The sequence below is a fragment of the Zoogloea dura genome, from assembly GCF_012927165.1.
Taxonomy (GTDB): domain Bacteria; phylum Pseudomonadota; class Gammaproteobacteria; order Burkholderiales; family Rhodocyclaceae; genus Zoogloea; species Zoogloea dura.
The window spans coordinates 48316-66825 of sequence record NZ_JABBGA010000016.1; the positions used below are offsets into that span (position 1 = coordinate 48316).

At 67.6% G+C, this 18510-nt stretch carries 14 protein-coding genes; 6 read left to right on the forward strand and 8 right to left on the reverse strand.

The features are described 5' to 3' along the window. Positions 1–38: 38 nt before the first annotated feature. Positions 39–875 carry a presqualene diphosphate synthase HpnD gene (hpnD, locus tag HHL15_RS17575; RefSeq protein WP_169147106.1) on the reverse strand — a complete coding sequence of 279 codons (837 nt, stop codon included), beginning with the start codon at positions 873–875 and terminating at the stop codon, positions 39–41. A 5-nt stretch (positions 876–880) separates the two neighbouring features. Beyond that, the gene (gene hpnC / locus HHL15_RS17580) at positions 881–1702 is read right to left on the reverse strand and encodes a squalene synthase HpnC (protein ID WP_169147107.1); all 822 of its coding nucleotides are present in this window, start codon (positions 1700–1702) and stop codon (positions 881–883) included. 65 nt (positions 1703–1767) lie between these two features. Here hpnC and HHL15_RS17585 point away from each other — a divergent pair, with 65 nt between their 5' ends. Genes HHL15_RS17585 through HHL15_RS17595 form a run of 3 tightly spaced genes read left to right on the forward strand, consistent with a single transcriptional unit; the run spans position 1768 to position 6034 of the window. Then, positions 1768–2421: an ABC transporter ATP-binding protein gene (locus HHL15_RS17585; protein ID WP_169147108.1), complete on the forward strand. Its 654-nt coding sequence runs from the start codon at positions 1768–1770 to the stop codon at positions 2419–2421. Next, positions 2418–4961, forward strand: coding sequence for an ABC transporter permease (locus HHL15_RS17590; RefSeq protein WP_169147109.1), 2544 nt, complete (start codon positions 2418–2420; stop codon positions 4959–4961). The genes HHL15_RS17585 and HHL15_RS17590 overlap by 4 nt, the downstream gene beginning before the upstream one ends. After that, positions 4961–6034, forward strand: coding sequence for a lipocalin-like domain-containing protein (locus HHL15_RS17595; protein ID WP_169147110.1), 1074 nt, complete (start codon positions 4961–4963; stop codon positions 6032–6034). Before HHL15_RS17590 ends, HHL15_RS17595 begins: the two co-directional genes overlap by 1 nt. Positions 6035–6040: 6 nt before the next feature. Here HHL15_RS17595 and HHL15_RS17600 read toward each other — a convergent pair whose 3' ends face one another. Beyond that, the gene (locus HHL15_RS17600) at positions 6041–7186 is read right to left on the reverse strand and encodes an ABC transporter substrate-binding protein (RefSeq protein WP_169147111.1); all 1146 of its coding nucleotides are present in this window, start codon (positions 7184–7186) and stop codon (positions 6041–6043) included. A gap of 222 nt (positions 7187–7408) precedes the next feature. Further along, complete coding sequence (locus tag HHL15_RS17605; protein ID WP_169147112.1) at positions 7409–8578, reverse strand: ABC transporter substrate-binding protein; 1170 nt, start codon at positions 8576–8578, stop codon at positions 7409–7411. A 262-nt stretch (positions 8579–8840) separates the two neighbouring features. Here HHL15_RS17605 and clpB point away from each other — a divergent pair, with 262 nt between their 5' ends. Next, a complete protein-coding gene (clpB, locus tag HHL15_RS17610) occupies positions 8841–11420 on the forward strand; it encodes an ATP-dependent chaperone ClpB (protein ID WP_169147113.1) in 2580 nt (859 codons plus the stop codon). A gap of 81 nt (positions 11421–11501) precedes the next feature. Here the strand turns inward: clpB and HHL15_RS17615 are convergent, their stop codons facing one another. From HHL15_RS17615 to HHL15_RS17630, 4 genes are all read right to left on the reverse strand, one after another. Continuing rightward, positions 11502–12710, reverse strand: a complete 1209-nt coding sequence (locus HHL15_RS17615) for an MFS transporter (protein ID WP_169147114.1) — start codon at positions 12708–12710, stop codon at positions 11502–11504. A 21-nt stretch (positions 12711–12731) separates the two neighbouring features. Next, the gene (locus HHL15_RS17620; protein WP_169147115.1) at positions 12732–13595 is read right to left on the reverse strand and encodes an NAD(P)-dependent oxidoreductase; all 864 of its coding nucleotides are present in this window, start codon (positions 13593–13595) and stop codon (positions 12732–12734) included. A gap of 96 nt (positions 13596–13691) precedes the next feature. Beyond that, a complete protein-coding gene (locus HHL15_RS17625) occupies positions 13692–14273 on the reverse strand; it encodes a TetR/AcrR family transcriptional regulator (protein WP_169147116.1) in 582 nt (193 codons plus the stop codon). Positions 14274–14403: 130 nt separating this feature from the next. After that, entirely contained in the window at positions 14404–16131 is a 1728-nt protein-coding gene (locus HHL15_RS17630) for a sigma-54-dependent Fis family transcriptional regulator (protein ID WP_169147117.1), read from the reverse strand. Between the two features lie 228 nt (positions 16132–16359). On the opposite strand from HHL15_RS17630, the gene HHL15_RS17635 reads away from it, so the two are divergent. Together HHL15_RS17635 and HHL15_RS17640 are read left to right on the forward strand one after the other, a co-directional pair. Continuing rightward, entirely contained in the window at positions 16360–17331 is a 972-nt protein-coding gene (locus HHL15_RS17635; protein ID WP_328825061.1) for a PDR/VanB family oxidoreductase, read from the forward strand. A gap of 71 nt (positions 17332–17402) precedes the next feature. Then, a complete protein-coding gene (locus tag HHL15_RS17640; RefSeq protein WP_169147118.1) occupies positions 17403–18503 on the forward strand; it encodes an aromatic ring-hydroxylating dioxygenase subunit alpha in 1101 nt (366 codons plus the stop codon). The last annotated feature ends 7 nt before the right edge of the window (positions 18504–18510 follow it).

Here is an 18510-nt window from a genome sequence, read left to right on the forward strand (position 1 = left end):
TCGCGCCTTGCCGTGAGCGTGGGTCAGCGGCACGGTACTCATCCCAGGAACCAGGTACGACCGGCGATCCAGATCTTGCGCAGGGGCGTCAGCGAGGTGCGGCGGTCGAGCACCTGGAAGCCGTCTGCCTCGATCTCGTCGAGCAGGGTGCGGTAGATGGCGGCCATGATCAGGCCCGGGCGCTGGGCCTTGCGGTCTTCGGCCGGCAGCTGGGCGAAGGCCTGGTCGTAGAGCTGGCGCGCCCGCGAGGCCTGGAAGGCCATCAGCTGGCGGAAGTTGTCGTCGTACTTGCCGTCGAGGATCTGGCGCGCCGGAACGTTGAACTTCTGCAACTCGTCGATGGGCAGGTAGATACGGCCGCGGCGGGCGTCCTCCCCCACATCGCGGATGATGTTGGTGAGCTGGAAGGCCAGCCCCAGATCGTGGGCGTACTTGAGGGTCTGGCGGTTGGTGTAGCCGAAGATCTCGGCCGACAGCAGGCCGACCACGCTGGCCACCCGGTAGCAGTAGAGATGCAGGGCCTTCCAGTCCAGGTAGCGGGTCTGCTGGAGGTCCATCTGCATGCCGTCGATGATCTCCAGCAGCTGCTCGCGGGGCAGGCTGAAGCGCGTGGACACGTCCTTCAGGGCCAGGCCCACCGGGTGGCTGGGGTTGCCATCGACGATCTGCCGGACTTCATTGCGCCACCAGTCCAGCTTGGTCTGGGCGATCTGCATGTCGTGGCATTCGTCCACCACGTCGTCCACCTCGCGGCAGAAGGCGTACAGCGCTGTGATGGCCTGGCGCCGTTCGGGGGGCAGGAACATGAAGCTGTAGTAGAAGCTGGAGCCGCTGCTGGCGGCTTTTTCCTGGCAGTAGGCGTGGGGATCGGTCATGGGGGCTACCGGGTCGCGGCGCGCCAGGCGAGGCGCAGCCAGTCTGTCTTGCCGAGGGCCGGACGGCGGCGGAACACGTCGTAACCGTTGGCCTCGATCTTGTCGAGCACGGCCAGCCCGCCCTGCACCACCAGGCGCAGTTCCCAGCCCAGGCGGCCGGGCAGGCGGCGGGTCAGGGGGGCGCCGTTCAGCATCATGCAGCGGGCCCGCTGGATCTGGAAGTCCATCAGGGCCGTGAATTCGTGGGTGACCTGGCCCCGGGCAATGCAGTCCTCGCTGACCCCGAAGCGGGTCATGTCGGCCAGGGGCAGGTAGATGCGCTGCTTCTGCCAGTCCACCGCCACGTCCTGCCAGAAGTTGATCAGCTGCAGGCTGGTGCAGATCTGGTCGGACATGACGAGATTGTCCGGCGTGTCGGCCTTGTAGAGGTGCAGCAGCAGACGGCCCACCGGATTGGCGGAGCGCCGGCAGTAGTCGAGCAGCTCGTCGAAATCCGCGTAGCGGGTCTTGCCCACGTCCTGGCTGAAGGCGTCGAGCAGGTCGCGGAACAGCCCCAGCGGCAACTTGTGGGTGCGGATGTTGCGGCCCAGGCGCTCGAAGATGGGTACCAGGCTCGGGTCGTCGAAGGAGCGGCCCTGCTCGATGGCGATCAGGGCGCGCCGGTAGTCGTTGAGGCGGGCCAGGCGAATGATCGGCTCGGCATCGCCTTCGTCGGCAATGTCGTCGGCGCTGCGCGCAAAGGCATAGATGGCCTCCACCGGCTCGCGCAGGTGCGCGGGCAGCAGGAAGGACGCTACCGGGAAGTTCTCGTAATGGTCGACGGGCATGGGCGCGCGGAGTATACCCTGCGCACGCTACGGAACCGACGCTGTAAAGCCTGCTCTGACTGCCCATGCTCGAAATAGAAAACCTGTCCCGCCATTTCAACGGCCGTCCGGTGCTGGATGGCCTGTCCCTGCACCTTTCGCCCGGTGAGTATGTGGCCATCGTCGGGGAGTCGGGCGTCGGCAAGTCCACCCTGCTCAACCTGATCGCCGGCCTCGACCGGCCCGATGGCGGTCGCCTGTGCCTGGAGGGCACCGACTACTCCACCCTCGACGAGGATGCCCTGACCGTGCTGCGCCGCGACCGCCTGGGCTTCGTGTTCCAGGCCTTTCATGTGCTGCCCCACCTGACGGTCGCCCAGAACGTGGCACTGCCCTTGTGGCTGCAGGGCCAGGATGCGCGTGCCGCGGAGGCGCCGGCGCTGCGCCTGCTCGAGGCGGTGGGGCTGGGCGGGCGGGCGGCGAGCTGGCCGCGGGAGCTGTCCGGCGGCGAGATGCAGCGGGTGGCCATTGCCCGGGCCCTGGTGCACCGGCCGCGCCTGGTACTGGCCGATGAGCCCACCGGCAACCTCGACCCCGCCAATGCCCGGCGGGTGCTCGAGTTACTGGCCGGGCGCATCCGTGAGGCCGGCGCCATCGGCATCCTGGTGACCCACTCGCTGGAGGCCGCCGCCACTGCCGACCGGGTGCTGCGCCTGACTTCGCAAGGCCTGCAGGCATGAGCGGAGGCCGTCCGTCCGCAGGGCGCGCAGCCTCCCGTCGGGAGGGGCCTGTTCTGGCTCCGGTCTTCCTGGGTTCGCTGGCCCGTCGGCGCATGGCGACCTTGTTCTCGCTGGCCGCCATCGTGCTCGGCGTGGCCCTGGGCATGGCCGTGCAGGTGGTGCATGAATCGGCCCTGGGCGAGTTCGGCCGTGGCCTGCGCACCTTGTCGGGCCAGGCCGACCTGCAGGTGGTCGGGCCGCGCGGGGGCTTCGACGAGGCCTTGTACGCCCGCCTGGCCACGCGTCCGGAGATCGCCGCGGCCAGCCCGGTGCTGGAGATCGAGGCGCGCCTGACGGGGCGGGACGACAGCCTGACCTTGCTGGGTGTGGATATCTTTACCCTCGCGCAGGTCAGCCCGCGCCTGCTGCCCCGCGCAGCCGATGGGGGGGATCGCTTTGCCGCGCTGGCCGACGACGCGGTGTTCCTTGGAGAGGGGGCCAGCCAGGCCCTGGGCCTGCGTGCGGGCGATCGGCTGCGCGTGCAGGCCGGCAGTGAGCCGCTGGCCTTGCGGGTGGCCGGCGACCTGCCTGGGCTGGAGGCCGGACGGCGGCTGGCGGTGATGGATATTGCCGGCGCCCAGTGGCATTTTGGCTGGCTGGGGCGCCTGACCCGCATCGACCTGCGCCTGCGCGAGGGTGTGCCTGCCGACGCGGTGAGGGCGGCGCTGCAGGCCGACCTGCCGGCCGGCGTGCTGGTCCAGGTGCCGGCGGCGGCCGAGGACGAGGCGGCCAACCTGTCCCGTGCCTACCGGGTCAACCTGACCCTGCTGGCGGCCATCGCCCTGCTCACCGGCGGCTTCCTGGTGTTTTCGGCCCAGGCCTTGTCGGTGGTGCGGCGGCGTACCGAGTTTGCCTTCCTGCGTGCCTTGGGGCTGGCCCGGGCCACCTTGTTCCGCTGGTTGCTGGCCGAGGGCGTGGTGGTGGGGCTGGTCGGTGGTGTGCTGGGCGTCGGCCTCGGCCACGCCCTGGCCTGGGGGGCGTTGAGCCTGCTCGGCGGTGATCTGGGGGCGGGGTATTTCTCTGGTCTGAGCCCCCGGCTGCAGTTCGAGGCGGGCACCAGCGCGATCTACGTGCTGCTCGGCGGTCTGGCCGGCCTGGCTGGTGCCTGGCTGCCGGCCAGAGAGGCGGCCACGGTCTCTCCGGCGCGGGCCCTAAAGGCCGGCGATGAGGCGGCCCTCGGCGACGGACGAGGCCATCCGCGCCTGGGTGTGGCGGTGCTGCTGGCCAGCCTGCCGGCCTGCCTGATCCCGCCGCTGGCCGGGCTGCCCCTGGGGGGCTACCTGGCGGTGGCCTGCATCCTGGCCGGTGCGGTGCTGTTGTTGCCGGCGCTGGCCGCGGGGCTGGTGCGCCTGCTGCCGCTGGACGGACCTGTGTCGGCGCGTCTGGCCGTGGCCCGCCTTGCCGCGGCGCCCGGGCATGCGGTGACGGCGGCGGCCGGGGTGTTGACCAGTGTGGCCCTGGCGGCGGCGATGGCCATCATGGTGGCGTCCTTCCGCGACTCGGTGGATCAGTGGCTTGCCCAGATCCTGCCCGCCGATCTGTATGTGCGCGGTGGCAAGGCCAGCGGCAGCGCCTACCTGGACGAGGCCTTGCAGGCCCGCCTGGCCGGTGTCCCCGGTGTCGCCAGGGTGGATTTCATCCGCCATGACAGCCTGCGCCTGGCCGAGGGGCGGCCGCCGGTGGCGCTGATTGCCCGGCCCCTGGCGGCGGACGGCAGCGACCTGCCCCTGGTGGGGCGCAGCGTGGCCGGCGAGGGGGCATCGCAGGTATGGATCTCGGAGGCCATGCAGGATCTGTATGGCGGGTCGCCCGGGCAGAGCATCGAGCTGCCCCTGGCCGGGCGCCCGGTGGCGCTGCGGGTGGCCGGCGTGTGGCGCGATTACGCCCGCCAGACCGGTGCGGTGATGCTGGATCTGGCGGCCTACCGGCACCTCACCGGGGACCGCCTGGCCAATGATGCGGCGATCCACCTGGCGCCCGGGGCGTCCGCCGATGCAGTCGCCGAAGCGCTGACCGGGCTCGTCGCGCCCGGGGTGCTGGAGATCGCCCGGCCCGGCGAGATCCGCGCGCTCAGCCTGCGTATCTTCGATCGCACCTTTGCGGTGACCTACCTGCTCGAGGCGGTGGCCGTGGCGATCGGTCTGGCCGGCGTGGCGGCCAGCTTTGCGGCGCTGGCGGCGGCCCGCCGGCGGGAGTTCGGCATGCTCCGCCACCTGGGGCTGACCCGCCGCCAGATCGGCGCGATGCTGGCCCGGGAGGGCGCCCTGACCGCCGGGGTCGGGGTTGTCGGCGGCCTGCTTGCCGGCGGGGCGATCGGCCTGGTGCTGATCGAGGTGGTGAATCGCCAGAGCTTCCACTGGAGCATGGACCTGCATGTGCCCTGGCTGTCCCTGCTGCTCTTCGGTGGCGGCCTGGTGGCGCTGGCGGCCCTGGCTGCCGTGGTGGCGGGCCGCCAGGCCATGGCCCGGAGCGCGGTGCTGGCCGTGCGGGAGGACTGGTGATGCAGCGGCGCCGTTTTCTCCTGACGCTGCCGGTGCTGGCCGCAGGCCCGGCCGTGGCCGTGGATTTCGCGCCCGTGCTGCCGGGCCGGGCCCTGGTCTTTCCTGCAGATCATGGTGCTCATCCGGCGTTCCGGACCGAGTGGTGGTATGCGACGGGCTGGCTGGCGCTGCCGGACGGGCAGCCGCTGGGTTTCCAGGTCACCTTCTTTCGGGTGCGTACCGGGATCGGTGAAGGGAATCCCAGCGCCTTCGCACCGCGTCAGCTGATCCTGGCCCATGCGGCCATCGCCGATCCGCGTCTCGGCCGCCTGCGCCCCGACGAGCGCTCGGCCCGCGTCGGGGTGGGGCCGGCCGGCTTCGACACCGCCACCACCCGGGTCTGGGTGGGGGATTGGCGTTTCGAGCTGCGGGGTGACCGCTACCAGGCGGAGGTGACTGCCGCTGATTTTGCCTACCGGCTCGAGATGGTGCCCGATGCTCCGCCCCTGCTGCAGGGGCAGGGGGGATTCAGCCGCAAGGCGGCCGACCCGCGCCACGCCAGTTATTACTACAGCCGCCCCCAGTTGCGGGTGAGCGGTGAGCTGAGCCTGGATGGCCGGCGCCAGCCCGTCTCCGGGCAGGCCTGGCTGGATCACGAGTGGTCCAGCGAGTTGTTGCCGGAAGGGGCCCAGGGCTGGGACTGGGTGGGGCTGAACCTGGACGATGGTAGCGGGCTGATGGCCTTCCGCCTGCGCGATGCAGCGGGCAAGGCCTTGTGGTCGGCGGGGACCCTGCGCCCGGCGGGCCCCTCTGGAAAGGCGCAGCCGATGGCGCCGGAGGACATCGTTTTCACGCCGCTACGGGTGTGGCAGTCTCCCCGTTCCGGCATCGGCTGGCCGGTGGAATGGCAGTTGCAGCTTGGGAGCCGCACCTTGCTGCTCCGGCCTCTTATGGACGATCAGGAACTGGATAGCCGGCGTTCCACCGGGGCCATCTACTGGGAAGGGGCCGTGCGGGTCTTCGAGGGCGCGCGCGAGGTCGGACGCGGTTACCTGGAGCTGACCGGCTACGGCAAGCGGATCCGGGTGGGTTGAAGCACCTCAGAACATCAGCCTGCAGCCCCGCCCTACGATGCTGATGTCCACATAGTGGGAGCCGGCATGACGGGCCGCCGAGTACTCCACCGGAAAGCCGCCCAGGTCGAACTTCTTCATGCCTTCCAGGGCCTGGGCCAGCTTGGCCCGGGTAGGCGCCGGGCCGGCGAGGCGCAGGCCCTCCAGCACCACCCGGGTGGTGGCATAGGCCTCCAGGTGGAAGACGGTCGGCTGCACGCCGGCGTCGGCGTACTTGCGGAAGTCGTCCTGGAAGCGCCTGACCAGCGGGATGGCCGCGTTGTTCAGGTTCGGCATCACCTGCGCGATCACGATGCCGCGAGTGGCATCCTCCCCGGCGATCTGGCACAGGCTCTCCGCATTGCCGTAGGACGGCGTGGCCAGTTGGGCGGTGATGCCCTTGCTGCGGTAGGCCTTCACGAACTCACCCGCAAGCTGGGACGGGCTGACCAGGTAGACGATGTCGGGCTGTGCCGCGCCCAGGGCCTGCACTGCGCCGACCAGCTGCTCGGCCTTGCTGCCCACCGGCAGGGCCGCCTTGGCTACGAGCTGCTCGGTCTTGCCTTTGAAGAGGGCTTCCAGGGTTGCCAGTCCGGCATGCCCGAAGGGCACGTCGGCATAGGCCACGGCGATGCGCTTGAGGCCGGTGCTGGTGGCGTGCTCGGCCAGCTTGCGGTATTGCTCCTGATCACTGGCGCGGACATGGAACACATAGGGGTTGAGCGGCTCGCGCAGGGGTTGGGCACCCGGGACGACGCCGATCACGGGAAACGCCCGGGTTTCCGGCAGTCGCTCCTTGAGGATCCGGCTGAAGGTCAGGGAACCTACCGGCATCAGCGCGGCGAGGGCCTCGGAACTGGCGGCCTCGTTGAAGCGGGCGAGGGCTTTCTCCGGCTTATATTCGTCGTCCAGATCCTGGAGGACCAACTGCCGGCCATGGATGCCGCCGGCGGCGTTGGCGGCCTTCAGGGCCACACGGATGCCGAGGTTGTACTCCACTGCCTCCTTGGAGACGGGGCCGGTCAGCGGAGCCACATGGGCGAGAGTAAGTTCTCCGGCGGCCATGAGGGCGCCGGGCAGCAAGGTCGCGACCAAGGCGGCGAGGCCCAGGCCGTGCAGGCGGAAAAAGGGCATGGACTGTTGTCTCCCGGGGATGCCGCCGCCATCAGGGGCGCGCGGAGAGGTCCATGCCTGGCGGACCTCCGTCAAATCCCGCTATTGTTGTAAGAGGCCTGAATCATACTTGCGACAGTCCCATTTGCGTATGCAGCACATCCCGGTTAACAACGCCTCGTCGGCAAGGATCGGTCTCACGCCCGGCCCGCTTGCCTGAAAACGGTGAGGCATAGCCTGTGTCTAGAACATCAGCCGGCAGCCGCGCCCGACGATGCTGATGTCCACGAAGTCGGAGCCTGTGTGCCTGGCGGGCGAGAAGTCTGCGCTGAAGCCGCCCAGGTCGAACTTCTTGAGACCGTCGAGGGCCTGGGCCAGCTTGATCCGGGTCGGGGCCGGGCCGGCGCGGCGCAGGCCTTCCAGCACGATGCGGGTGGTCGCATAGGCTTCCAGGTGGAAGATGCTGGGCTGCACGCCGGCTTCGCCGAACTTGCGGAAATCTTCCTGGAACTTGCGGACCAGGGGGATCGAGGTGTTACCGGGGTTGGGCATCACCTGGGCGATGATGACGCCCCGCGCCGCGTCCTCGCCGGCCACCTGGCACAGGGTTTCGGCGCTGCCATAGGACACGGTTGCGAGCTGGGCGGGCAGGTTCCTGCCCCGGTAGACCTTGACGAACTCGCCGGCCAGCTGGGCCGGAATCACCATGAAGACGATGTCTGGCCGGGCCGTGGCGAGGGTATTCACCGCCGTCGGCAGGTCTGCCTTGCCACCCATCGGCAGGGCGACCCTGGCGACGATCTCCTGCGACTTGCCGCGGAACAGGGCCTCCAGGGCAGCCAGACCGGCGTTGCCGAAGGGGATGTCGGCATAGACCACCGCAATGCGCTGCTGGCCGGTGGTGCTGGCGTGCTCGGCGAGCTTGCGGTACTGATCCAGGTCGCCGGCCCGCACGTGGAATACATAGGGGTTGAGCGAGGCGCGCAGGGGCTGGGCGCCGGGGATCACGCCGACGATGGGGAGTTTCTGGGTTTCCGGCAGGCGCTCCTTCAGCACCCGCGTCATGGCCTGCGAGCCGACCGGCATCAGCGCTGCCAGGGCGTCGGAGGCGGCCGCCTCGTTGAAGCGGGCAAGGGATTTGTCGGCGTTGTACTCGTCGTCGAGGTTGCGCAGCACGACCTGCTTGCCGTTGATGCCGCCGGCCGCGTTGGCGGCGGCGAGCGCAACCCGGATGCCGGCGTTGTATTCGTTGGCTTCGCGGGCGACCGGCCCGCTGAGGGGCGCCACGTGGGCCAGCGCGATTTCGCCTGCCGCCCGGGCCTCAAGAGGAAAACCGATGGGAAAAACAAGGGCGGCAGCCAGACTGGCGGCCGACAGCCGGGCATGCTGCCGGGCCTTGGATTTTATTGTCATTTTTTGTCTCCTGGAGAGGACGCTCGCGCCTGCCGTCCAATTTGGCCGCCAGATTCCCGTCGGAGCTTCGCGAGCGGCCTGGGGCGGGCGCCTTGGGGTGGTCCCGGCTCTCGTTCTGAAAGTTCTTCATCATACTTTGCAGAAAGACATTTGCGTATTCCAGCGGCGTGCCCGGATCCGGGCTGGCGGATCGGATGGGGCTCCGACTTGAAGTCGCCGTTTCGCCCCCCATCTAGGCCCCAGACCAGAATCCGGAGGCCCCATGCGCTACGACAAATTCACCACCAAGTTCCAGCAAGCCCTCGCCGAGGCCCAGAGCCTTGCCGTTGGCAACGACCAGCAATTCATCGAGCCCCAGCACCTGCTGCTGGCCCTGCTCAGCCAGGACGACGGCAGCACCGCGTCCCTGCTGCAGCGGGCCGGCGCCAACGTGGGTGGTCTCAAGGCAGCACTGCTCAAGGCCCTCGAGCGCCTGCCCAGGGTGCAGGGCCATGGCGGCGACGTGTCCGTCGGACGCGACCTGGGCAACCTGCTCAACCTCACCGACAAGGCCGCCCAGCAGCGCGGCGACGAGTTCATCGCCAGCGAGATGTTCCTGCTCGCCCTGGCCGACGACAAGGGCGAGACCGGCCGCCTGCTCAAGGACAACGGCCTCACCAAGAAGGCGCTGGAGCAGGCCATCGACGCCGTGCGTGGCGGCCAGAACGTGGGCAGCGCCGACGCCGAGAGCCAGCGTGAGGCGCTCAAGAAGTTCTGCGTGGATCTGACCGAGCGGGCCCGCCAGGGCAAGCTCGACCCGGTGATCGGCCGCGATGACGAGATCCGCCGGGCCATCCAGATCCTGCAGCGCCGCACCAAGAACAACCCGGTGCTGATCGGCGAGCCCGGCGTGGGCAAGACCGCCATCGTCGAAGGCCTGGCCCAGCGCATCATCAATGAGGAAGTGCCCGAGACCCTCAAAGGCAAGCGCGTGCTGGTGCTCGACATGGCGGGCCTGCTGGCCGGCGCCAAGTACCGGGGCGAGTTCGAGGAGCGCCTGAAGGCGGTGCTCAACGACATCGCCAAGGACGAGGGCCGCATCATCCTGTTCATCGACGAGATCCACACCATGGTCGGCGCCGGCAAGGCCGAGGGCGCTATCGACGCCGGCAACATGCTCAAGCCGGCCCTGGCCCGCGGCGAGCTGCACTGCATCGGCGCCACCACCCTGGACGAGTACCGCAAGTACATCGAGAAGGACGCCGCCCTGGAGCGCCGCTTCCAGAAGGTGCTGGTGGACGAGCCGACCGTCGAGTCGACCATCGCCATCCTGCGTGGCTTGAAGGAGAAGTACGAGCTGCACCACGGCGTGGAGATCACCGACCCGGCCATCGTTGCCGCGGCCGAACTGTCGCACCGTTACATCACCGACCGCTTCCTGCCGGACAAGGCCATCGACCTGATCGACGAGGCCGCGGCCCGTATCAAGATGGAGATCGACTCCAAGCCGGAGGTCATGGACAAGCTCGAGCGGCGCAAGATCCAGCTGGAGATCGAGCAGCTGGCGGTCAAGAAGGAAAAGGACGAGGCCTCGCAGAAGCGCCTCGGCCTGATCGAGGAAGAGATCGCCCGGATCAAGAAGGAATACTCCGACCTGGAAGAGATCTGGAAGTCCGAGAAGGCCGCGGTGCAGGGCTCGGCCCACATCAAGGAAGAGATCGACCGGATCCGCGCCGACATCGCCAGGCTCCAGCGCGAAGGCAAGCTCGAGAAGGTGGCCGAGCTGCAGTATGGCCAGCTGCCCCAGCTCGAGGCCCAGCTGAAGAAGGCCGAGGCCAGTGGCGACGTCAAGCCGGCCAACAAGCTGCTGCGCACCGAGGTGGGCGCCGAGGAGATCGCCGAGGTGGTGTCCCGCGCCACCGGCATTCCCGTGTCCAAGATGATGCAGGGCGAGCGCGAGAAGCTGCTCAGGATGGAAGAGCGCATGCACAAGCGGGTGGTCGGGCAGGACGAGGCGGTGCGCTTGGTCTCCGACGCGATCCGCCGGTCCCGCGCCGGTCTGTCGGACGAGAACAAGCCCTATGGCTCCTTCCTCTTCCTGGGCCCCACGGGGGTGGGCAAGACCGAGCTGTGCAAGACCCTGGCCGAGTTCCTGTTCGACTCCGAGGAGCACATGATCCGCATCGACATGAGCGAGTTCATGGAGAAGCACTCGGTGGCCCGCCTGATCGGTGCGCCGCCGGGCTACGTGGGCTACGAGGAGGGCGGCTACCTGACCGAGCAGGTGCGGCGCAAGCCGTATTCGGTGATCCTCTTCGACGAGGTGGAGAAGGCTCACCCGGACGTCTTCAACGTGCTCCTGCAGGTGCTCGACGACGGCCGCATGACCGACGGCCAGGGCCGCACGGTGGACTTCAAGAACACCGTGATCGTGATGACCAGCAACCTGGGCAGCCAGATGATCCAGCAGATGTCCGGCGATGATTACCAGATCATCAAGCTGGCGGTGATGGGCGAGGTGAAGACCTACTTCCGGCCGGAGTTCATCAACCGGATCGACGAGGTGGTGGTCTTCCATGCCCTGGACGAGAAGAACATCGCGTCCATCGCCCGCATCCAGCTGGGTTACCTGGAAAAGCGCCTGGGGCGCCTGGAGATGCAGCTGGAGGTCACCGACGCCGCGCTGGCGGATCTGGCCAAGGCCGGCTTCGACCCGGTGTTCGGCGCCCGGCCCCTCAAGCGGGCGATCCAGGAGCACCTGGAGAATCCGCTGGCCAAGCGCATCCTGGAAGGCCAGTTCGGCGCCAAGGACACGATCCGTGTCGATTGCGACAACGGCCGGATCAGCTTCGCCAAGGTCTGAGCATCGCCTGACCGTTGCCCCTTCACCGGGCCCGCCGCGAGGTGGGCCCGTGTCTTTCTGGGCGGCCTGGAATGCCGACGGTCAGGCCAGCGCGACGCGATGCCCGGGCCGGAAGCCATGCGCCCTGGCCGACCACACGATGATCCACCCCAGGAGGGCCAAGGCCATCAACGCCCAAGGCAGCGACAAGGGCCCTGACCGCTCCAGCAGTACGCCACCCACGATGCCCCCACCTGCGACGGCCAGGTTGAAGATCGTCACCAACATGGATTGCGCCACATCGGCCCCATCCCCTGCGGTATCGGCCAAGGCGGTCTGCAACAGGGTCGGCGCTCCGCCAAAGGTCAGCCCCCAAGCCGCAATGCCGGCGAGCATCAGCATCGGTGATGTCGTGGACAGCCCCAGCAGCAGGGCCGCAACGGCGAACAGGGCGAGGCTCGACAGCGTCAGCGCGCGCAGCCAGCGATCCACCCACAGACCGGTCATCCAGATCCCGACGATGGAAGCCAGGCCGAACAACAGCAAGACCGCATCAATCCGGTGCCCCACTCCAATGGAGGTCAGAAACGGGGCAATGTAGGTGTAAAGGATGTTGTGCGCCAAGATCCACGCGAACAGTGCGAGCAGCACGGGACGGACGCCCGGCATCGTGGCGATGCGGTGGATGGACATGCGCCGCTGCGCCGGCTGTCCCGCAAAATCCGGCACGGCCAGCCGTGTCCAGACACACAGCAGCAGTGACAAGAGCGAGATGATCCAGAACACGCCACGCCAATCGACCAGCGTGCCCAACCAGGTCCCCAAGGGCACGCCGATGCAGAGCGCGACGGGCTGACCCACGCCGGCCAGTGCCAGAGCCCTGCCTTGCAGGTGGGATGGCACCATGCGCCGTGCGTATCCGGCCAGCAGTCCCCACACTACGCCCGCTCCCATGCCGGCGAAAAAGCGTGCTGCCAGCGTCAGCCCGTAATGGGAGGACATGGCCGTGACCGTGTTGAACACCAGCAGGCAGCCAATGGCAAGCAAGAAGAGGGGGCGTCGGTTCCAGCTGCGGGTGGCGGTGATGACCGGGATGGCTGCAAGTACCGATCCGAGGGCGTACGACGTAACAAGTTGGCCGGCCAGCGCCTCCGAAATACCCAGCCCTTGCCCAATCTGCGGCAGCAGGCCGGCAGGCATGGTTTCGGTCATGATGGCGAGAAAGCCCGCCATGGTGAATGCCAGGAGTTTCCAGACTGGCAGATTCGAATGTTCCGCCGGTCCGGCCGGCGTGTTTTCATGAGTGCTCATGGGTGATCGCTCCTGGTGTATTCAGGCAAGGTAGGACGCGGCCATGTCTTTGTCGCCGTGCCCGGCAGCCAAGGCGCGTTCGAAGCGAGACAGGCCCGCTTGCGCCAGATCCAGCCTCACGCCGGCTTGACTGGCGGCTGCGACTACCAGCCGCGCATCCTTGGTCGCATTGGTAATGGAGAAGCTGGTGGCATAGCTGTCGGCCAGGATGGCTGCGGCCTTGGTCTGAAAGTAGCCGTTGTCCATCGGCCCGCCGGTGACCACATCCACCACAAGTGCCGGATCAATGCCCAGCCCCTTGGCGAGTGCCAGGCTTTCCGCCAGCCCGTGGTTCAGCGCAAACGCCCAGTTGTTGAGTGCAAGCTTCAGACGGCTGCTGGCGCCCGGCCGCTCCGACACCCAAACGGTGCGCTTGCCGATCGCATCGAAAACAGGCTGCACGCTCTCCCGCCGCGCCAACGGGCCGGATGCCAGAACGATCAGTTGTGCCGACTCCGCCGGCTGGCGGGTGCCCTGCACCGGCGCATCGTAGAACGCGAGCCCCCACTGTTCTGCCAGGGCAGCCAGCGTCGCGATGGCTTCGATCCCGACCGTGCTCAATTGCAGCCAGATGGCGCCCTGACGCAAGGCGGGTGCAGCGGCCTGCATGGTCTCCTGGACGCTGGTGCCATCCTTGAGCACCGTCATGATGATGTCCGCATCCTGCACGGCATCCGCCGGGCTGCTGCATGCATGGACACGCCCTGCCGCCGGCGTTTGGGCCTTGGCGGCCGTGCGATTCCAGGTGCGCACCATAAACCCGCGCTCATGGAGATTGCGTGCAATGGGGGCTCCGATCAATCCGGTGCCAAGAACGGCCACGGTGGCCCCTTTTTCTATGCTCATGGGAATTCCTTTCTGAGTTTTTTGGAACGATCGTTCCAAAATTGGGCAAATAAAAACCCGACACCTGCGCATAGGCGCAATGGCTTCGGGCAAGAATCACAAAGTGCCGAGTGCCACCTCGATCACGTCCATCAGGCACTGGCGGCGCTGCGCTACAGGACTGCCTTTGCCCAGCACCCGCATGCCCTGGATCGAGTTTACAAAGAAGCTCGCCAGGGCACGCGGGCTATGGTGCGTGGTGATTTCCCCAGCTTGCAGCCCGCGCTGGATCAGCTTTTCCAGTGCATCCTGCAATCGCTGGAAGTTGTGAGCAACCAGTTCGGCCACGGCTTTGTCGTGTGCTGCGAGTTCCAGCGAGGCATTCGCCACCAGACAGCCGCGTTGCTGCGGATCGCCCAGTTCGCTCTCCGCCACGCGCATCAGCAGTTGGCGGATCAGTTCCTGCGGCAGACCCGGGCCGGACAGCAACTCCACATTGGCAGTCGTTATCGCCGAATAGCGCCGCAGTGCCTGCTCATACAGTCCCTGCTTGCTCTCGAAAGTGCTGTAAAGGCTGCTGCGCGACAGACCTGTTCCTTTCACCAGATCCTGCACCGAGGTCGCCGCATAGCCGCGTTGCCAGAACACCTGCATGGCGGCATCAGCAATCTCGTCTGGCTCGAATTCCTTGGTACGCATGGCGGATTACGAATTGGAATGATCGTTCCGTTAATGTACGCCCGGTATCTTCAAGCCGTCAAGTCAGTGAGAGCGCCATCCAAAGGGCTTGCTGGATGGCGGAGACGACCGCCTTGCGCCGGGGCCTCTTTCAGCCGGTCCTACCCGAGCGCTTGTCGCTGCGGTACTGGAACTGCCCCCGACGCAGCTTGAGCAGTCGCGCTGCGGCGGACAGGTTGCCGCCGCTGCGTTCCAGGGCGGCGTCGATGAGCAGGGATTCGACTTCGTCCAGGGACAGCCCGGCATCCAGGATGCCGTCGATGAGGCGTGACGGCGGTGCCGCCGGAGAGGCCGCGGCGGCTGGCGCCGAACCGTGCGCGGCGGCCGGTGGGTCTGCCGGGGCGAAGGTGTTGGGCACCTGTTCCCCGCCCGAGAACAGGTGCTCGACATCAATGCTGCCGTGGTCTTCGGCGAGGATGACGGCACGTTCGATGATGTTCTCGAGCTCCCGGATGTTGCCCGGCCAGTCGTAGGCCCGCAGCTTCTCGCTGGCGTTCTGGGTGAGGCCGGCAATGTGCTTGGCGAAGCGGCCGGCGTAGCGCTTGACGAAGGCGTCCACCAGTAGCGGGATGTCCTCCAGGCGCTCCCGCAGGGGCGGGATCTTGACCGGGAAGACGTTAAGGCGGAAGAACAGATCCTCGCGGAAGCGCCCGGCCTCGACCTCGCTGCGCAGATCCCGGTTGGTGGCGGCGATGATGCGAACATCCACCTGGCGCAGCTGGGTGTCGCCGACCCGCTCCAGTTCGCCTTCCTGCAGGACCCGCAGCAGCTTGCCCTGGGCGTGCAGGGGCAGGCTGCTGATCTCGTCCAGGAACAGGGTGCCGCCGCTGGCCCGCTCGAAGCGCCCCGGCCGTGACACAGTGGCGCCGGTGAAGGCACCTTTCTCCACCCCGAACAGCTCCGCCTCGACCAGCTCGTGGGGGATGGCCGCGCAGTTGATCGACACAAAGGGCTTGCCGGTGCGCGGGCCGATGGCGTGCAGGGCCTTGGAGAAGCGCTCCTTGCCGACGCCGCTCTCCCCGGTGAGCAGCACCGTGGCGTCGGTGGGGGCGACCCGCTTGATCAGGTAGGCCACCGTGTTGAAGCTGCTGGAGGCGCCGATCAGGTCGGGCAGGCTGCGGTTGACCTCCGTGTCGCCGGCCGCGGGGGCGCTGCGCGTCCCGCGCCGCTTGGGGACGGTGACGAAGTCCTCCACCTGCAGGAAGCGCAGATGGGCCTCCGCGTCATCGCATTCCTCCAGGGGCTGGCCGATGACCCGGCAGCGGGCATGGCCCATGGCCACGCATTCGATCTCCCGCCACAGGATGGGCCGCCCCATCAGGGCCGTGGTGAAGCCGGTGGCGTAGCCGGTCATCATCCAGCAGGCGGGCGAGCCGCTGATGCCCGCCTGCTTGAGATGCACCTCCGCCTCCCAGGACGACTCCCAGTAGTAGTCGCTCCAGAAGTCCCCGGTCTCCAGGTTGAACTGGACGTGATCGACCGCTTGGTTGCGCACGAAGCCTTCCATTTCGCGCAGACGCGGGCCGTAGGCCAGGATGCGTTCGAGTTCGCCTTTCTCCGAGGCGTGCAGGTGGCGAGCGTCCTCCATGCCCTGCTGGTAGCCCAGGCGGGTGAACAACTCGCGGGTCCGCTCTAGGCCGAGGCGCTCGATCAGCTCCTGGCGCAGCGCCGCCAGCGTGAAGCCGTGCATCAGCAGCATGCGCTGGTCGAACAGCAGGATCTGGCCGCTGTCCGGCGCAAAGCGCACGTACTTGGAGATCGCGTTGTCATCGACTTCCCGGGGGATGGAGGTCAGGCGCCGGGGGCGGGGTTCGCTCATGCCGTCTCGATGTGTCTGCTGTTATTGAAAAGAAGAAAATTGCTGTTTTCAGAAAATATTAATTTTTGAAAAGAATAACGCGTTGGCGTTCAAATTACGCGTGAAAAACAGTTTTATTTATAAATCAATAGATTGCAGTTATCGATCGAGCTGGCACAGCTGTTGCGATATGGGGAACAGGAGAGCCCGAAGCGGCCCGTCGCTGAAACCACCCCAAGGAGACACCCTGTGCAGTCCAGCCCCTCGTCCATGTTTGCCGTTCGCGTCCACCAGAAGATCGAGCTGGCCGTGGATATCGTCAGCCTGATCCTGGTTCCGGAAGACGGCCGGATCCTGCCGCCCCATGCGGCGGGCGCCCATATCGACCTTCAACTGCCCAACTGCATGCTGCGGCAATACTCCCTGTGCCGCGCCTATACCGGCGGGCAGGACCTCGAGATCGCCATCCTGCGTGATCCGGCCGGGCGGGGCGGCTCGGCCTGTGCCCACAGGGATGTCGAAGTGGGCAGCCGCCTGCTGGTCGGGGCACCGCGCAACCTGTTCCCACTGGTGCCGGCGGCCCGTTCCGTGCTGCTGGCGGGGGGCATCGGCATCACCCCTATCCTGGCGATGGCCGAGGAGCTCCACGGGCAGGGGCGGGAGTTCGAACTGCATTACTGCGCCCGTTCTGCCGACAGGGCGGCGTATCGGGATGAGCTGGGCCGGGCCGCCTTTGCCGAACGGGTCCGCCTGCACTTTGACGACGCGCCGGCCTCACCGCGTTTCGATGCTGCCCGGGCCTTGGGCGCGCCGGCCGCCGATCGGCATCTCTACGTGTGCGGTCCGGAAGGCTTCATCCGCCATGTGCTCCAGGTGGCGGCCGACCTGGGCTGGGACCCGGCCTGCATCCACTTCGAACACTTTTCCGGCGCTGCCGCCCCGGCACCGGACGACGGTGCCTTCGAGCTCCGCCTGGCCCGGCGCGGCATCCGCGTGCCTGTCCCGGTCGGCGTGTCGGCGGCCCAGGCCCTGCTCGACCACGGCATCGAGATTGCCCTGTCCTGCGAGCAGGGCGTCTGCGGTGCCTGTGTCCTGCCGGTGCTGGAGGGCATCCCCGAGCATCGCGACGTCTTTCTCAGCAGCGCCGAGAAGGCCGCCAACCGCTGCTTCACGCCCTGCTGCTCGCGGGCCGCCACGCCCCACCTGCTCATCGACTTGTAATTGCGACGGCCCGCGCCGCCGCATTTCCCCGCCAGGCATCCCGCCTGGCAACCACCCCCAGGAGAAAAACAATGGAGACATCCAGGAGCGTCAGCTTTCTGAAAAACGCCTGGTACGTAGCAGCCCTGTCCACCGAGGTCGGGCCCGACGGCGTGTTTGCGCGCAAGCTGCTCAATACGCCGGTACTCATCTACCGCAAGCAGGACGGCACGCCGGTGGCGATGCTCGACCGCTGCCCCCACCGCTTCGTGCCCCTCAGCATGGGCTTGCGCCAGGGTGACGACATCGTCTGCAAATACCACGGGCTCAAGTTCGACTGCAGCGGGGCCTGCAACCGCAACCCCCACGGCAACGGTCACATCCCCCGCGCCGCGCGGGTGCGCACCTACCCGCTGCTGGAGCGCTTCGGCTTCCTGTGGATCTGGATGGGGGATGGGGCTGCCGACGAATCCCGGCTGCCCGACGTGAGTCCGCTGACCGACGGTCATCCCCACAGCGTCGGCTTCACCTACATGCACCGCAAGACCTACTACGAACTGATCACCGACAACGTGATGGACCTCAGCCACGTCGATCACCTGCATGGCGAGATCATCTCCACCCGCGGCCAGCTCACACCCCAGGTGCCCCAGGTGAAGGAGACCGACAACACCGTGGCGACGCGCTGGGAGTGGAAGCAGACCCCGCCGATCTTCATCCTCAATCAGTTCCTGCCCGAACCCCAGGCGGAAGCCCGGCACTTCGTCGAGGTGAAGTTCATGGCCCCGACCACGGTCCAGCTGCAGATCGGCGCGACCCAGGAGGACGTCCCGCTCGACCTGGAGAACTGTGTCGGCCAGTACGACCTGCACACCACCACGCCGGAGAGCGATGGCACCACCCACTACTTCTTTGCCACCCGGCGCAATCACATCGAGGACGACGCCGACTACAACGCGGCCAAGATCAAGGGCATGCACGACGCCTTCGTCGATGAGGACGGCCCCTTCGTGGACGCCCAGTACGTGGCGATCGGCAACACCGACCTGCTGAGCCTCAACCCCGTCCTGCTGAGCAGCGATGTGGGAGCGGTGCGGGCCCGGAGGCTCCTGCGCAGCGTGATCGCCGACGAGGGCAGGGGCGCGCAGCCCGAAGCCGCTGGCACGCAGGCCCACGCGGCCATCCACGCCTGAGCCGGGG

What these genes read in the sequence shown, in the direction of transcription:
- clpB (WP_169147113.1), top strand. Translation starts at nt 8,841, where the DNA reads ATGCGCTACGACAAATTCACCACCAAGTTCCAGCAAGCCCTCGCCGAG.
- HHL15_RS17590 (WP_169147109.1), top strand. Translation starts at nt 2,418, where the DNA reads ATGAGCGGAGGCCGTCCGTCCGCAGGGCGCGCAGCCTCCCGTCGGGAG.
- HHL15_RS17605 (WP_169147112.1), bottom strand. Translation starts at nt 8,578, where the DNA reads ATGACAATAAAATCCAAGGCCCGGCAGCATGCCCGGCTGTCGGCCGCC.
- HHL15_RS17615 (WP_169147114.1), bottom strand. Translation starts at nt 12,710, where the DNA reads ATGAGCACTCATGAAAACACGCCGGCCGGACCGGCGGAACATTCGAAT.
- HHL15_RS17595 (WP_169147110.1), top strand. Translation starts at nt 4,961, where the DNA reads ATGCAGCGGCGCCGTTTTCTCCTGACGCTGCCGGTGCTGGCCGCAGGC.
- hpnD (WP_169147106.1), bottom strand. Translation starts at nt 875, where the DNA reads ATGACCGATCCCCACGCCTACTGCCAGGAAAAAGCCGCCAGCAGCGGC.
- HHL15_RS17625 (WP_169147116.1), bottom strand. Translation starts at nt 14,273, where the DNA reads ATGCGTACCAAGGAATTCGAGCCAGACGAGATTGCTGATGCCGCCATG.
- HHL15_RS17640 (WP_169147118.1), top strand. Translation starts at nt 17,403, where the DNA reads ATGGAGACATCCAGGAGCGTCAGCTTTCTGAAAAACGCCTGGTACGTA.
- HHL15_RS17585 (WP_169147108.1), top strand. Translation starts at nt 1,768, where the DNA reads ATGCTCGAAATAGAAAACCTGTCCCGCCATTTCAACGGCCGTCCGGTG.
- HHL15_RS17630 (WP_169147117.1), bottom strand. Translation starts at nt 16,131, where the DNA reads ATGAGCGAACCCCGCCCCCGGCGCCTGACCTCCATCCCCCGGGAAGTC.
- HHL15_RS17600 (WP_169147111.1), bottom strand. Translation starts at nt 7,186, where the DNA reads ATGCCCTTTTTCCGCCTGCACGGCCTGGGCCTCGCCGCCTTGGTCGCG.
- HHL15_RS17620 (WP_169147115.1), bottom strand. Translation starts at nt 13,595, where the DNA reads ATGAGCATAGAAAAAGGGGCCACCGTGGCCGTTCTTGGCACCGGATTG.
- hpnC (WP_169147107.1), bottom strand. Translation starts at nt 1,702, where the DNA reads ATGCCCGTCGACCATTACGAGAACTTCCCGGTAGCGTCCTTCCTGCTG.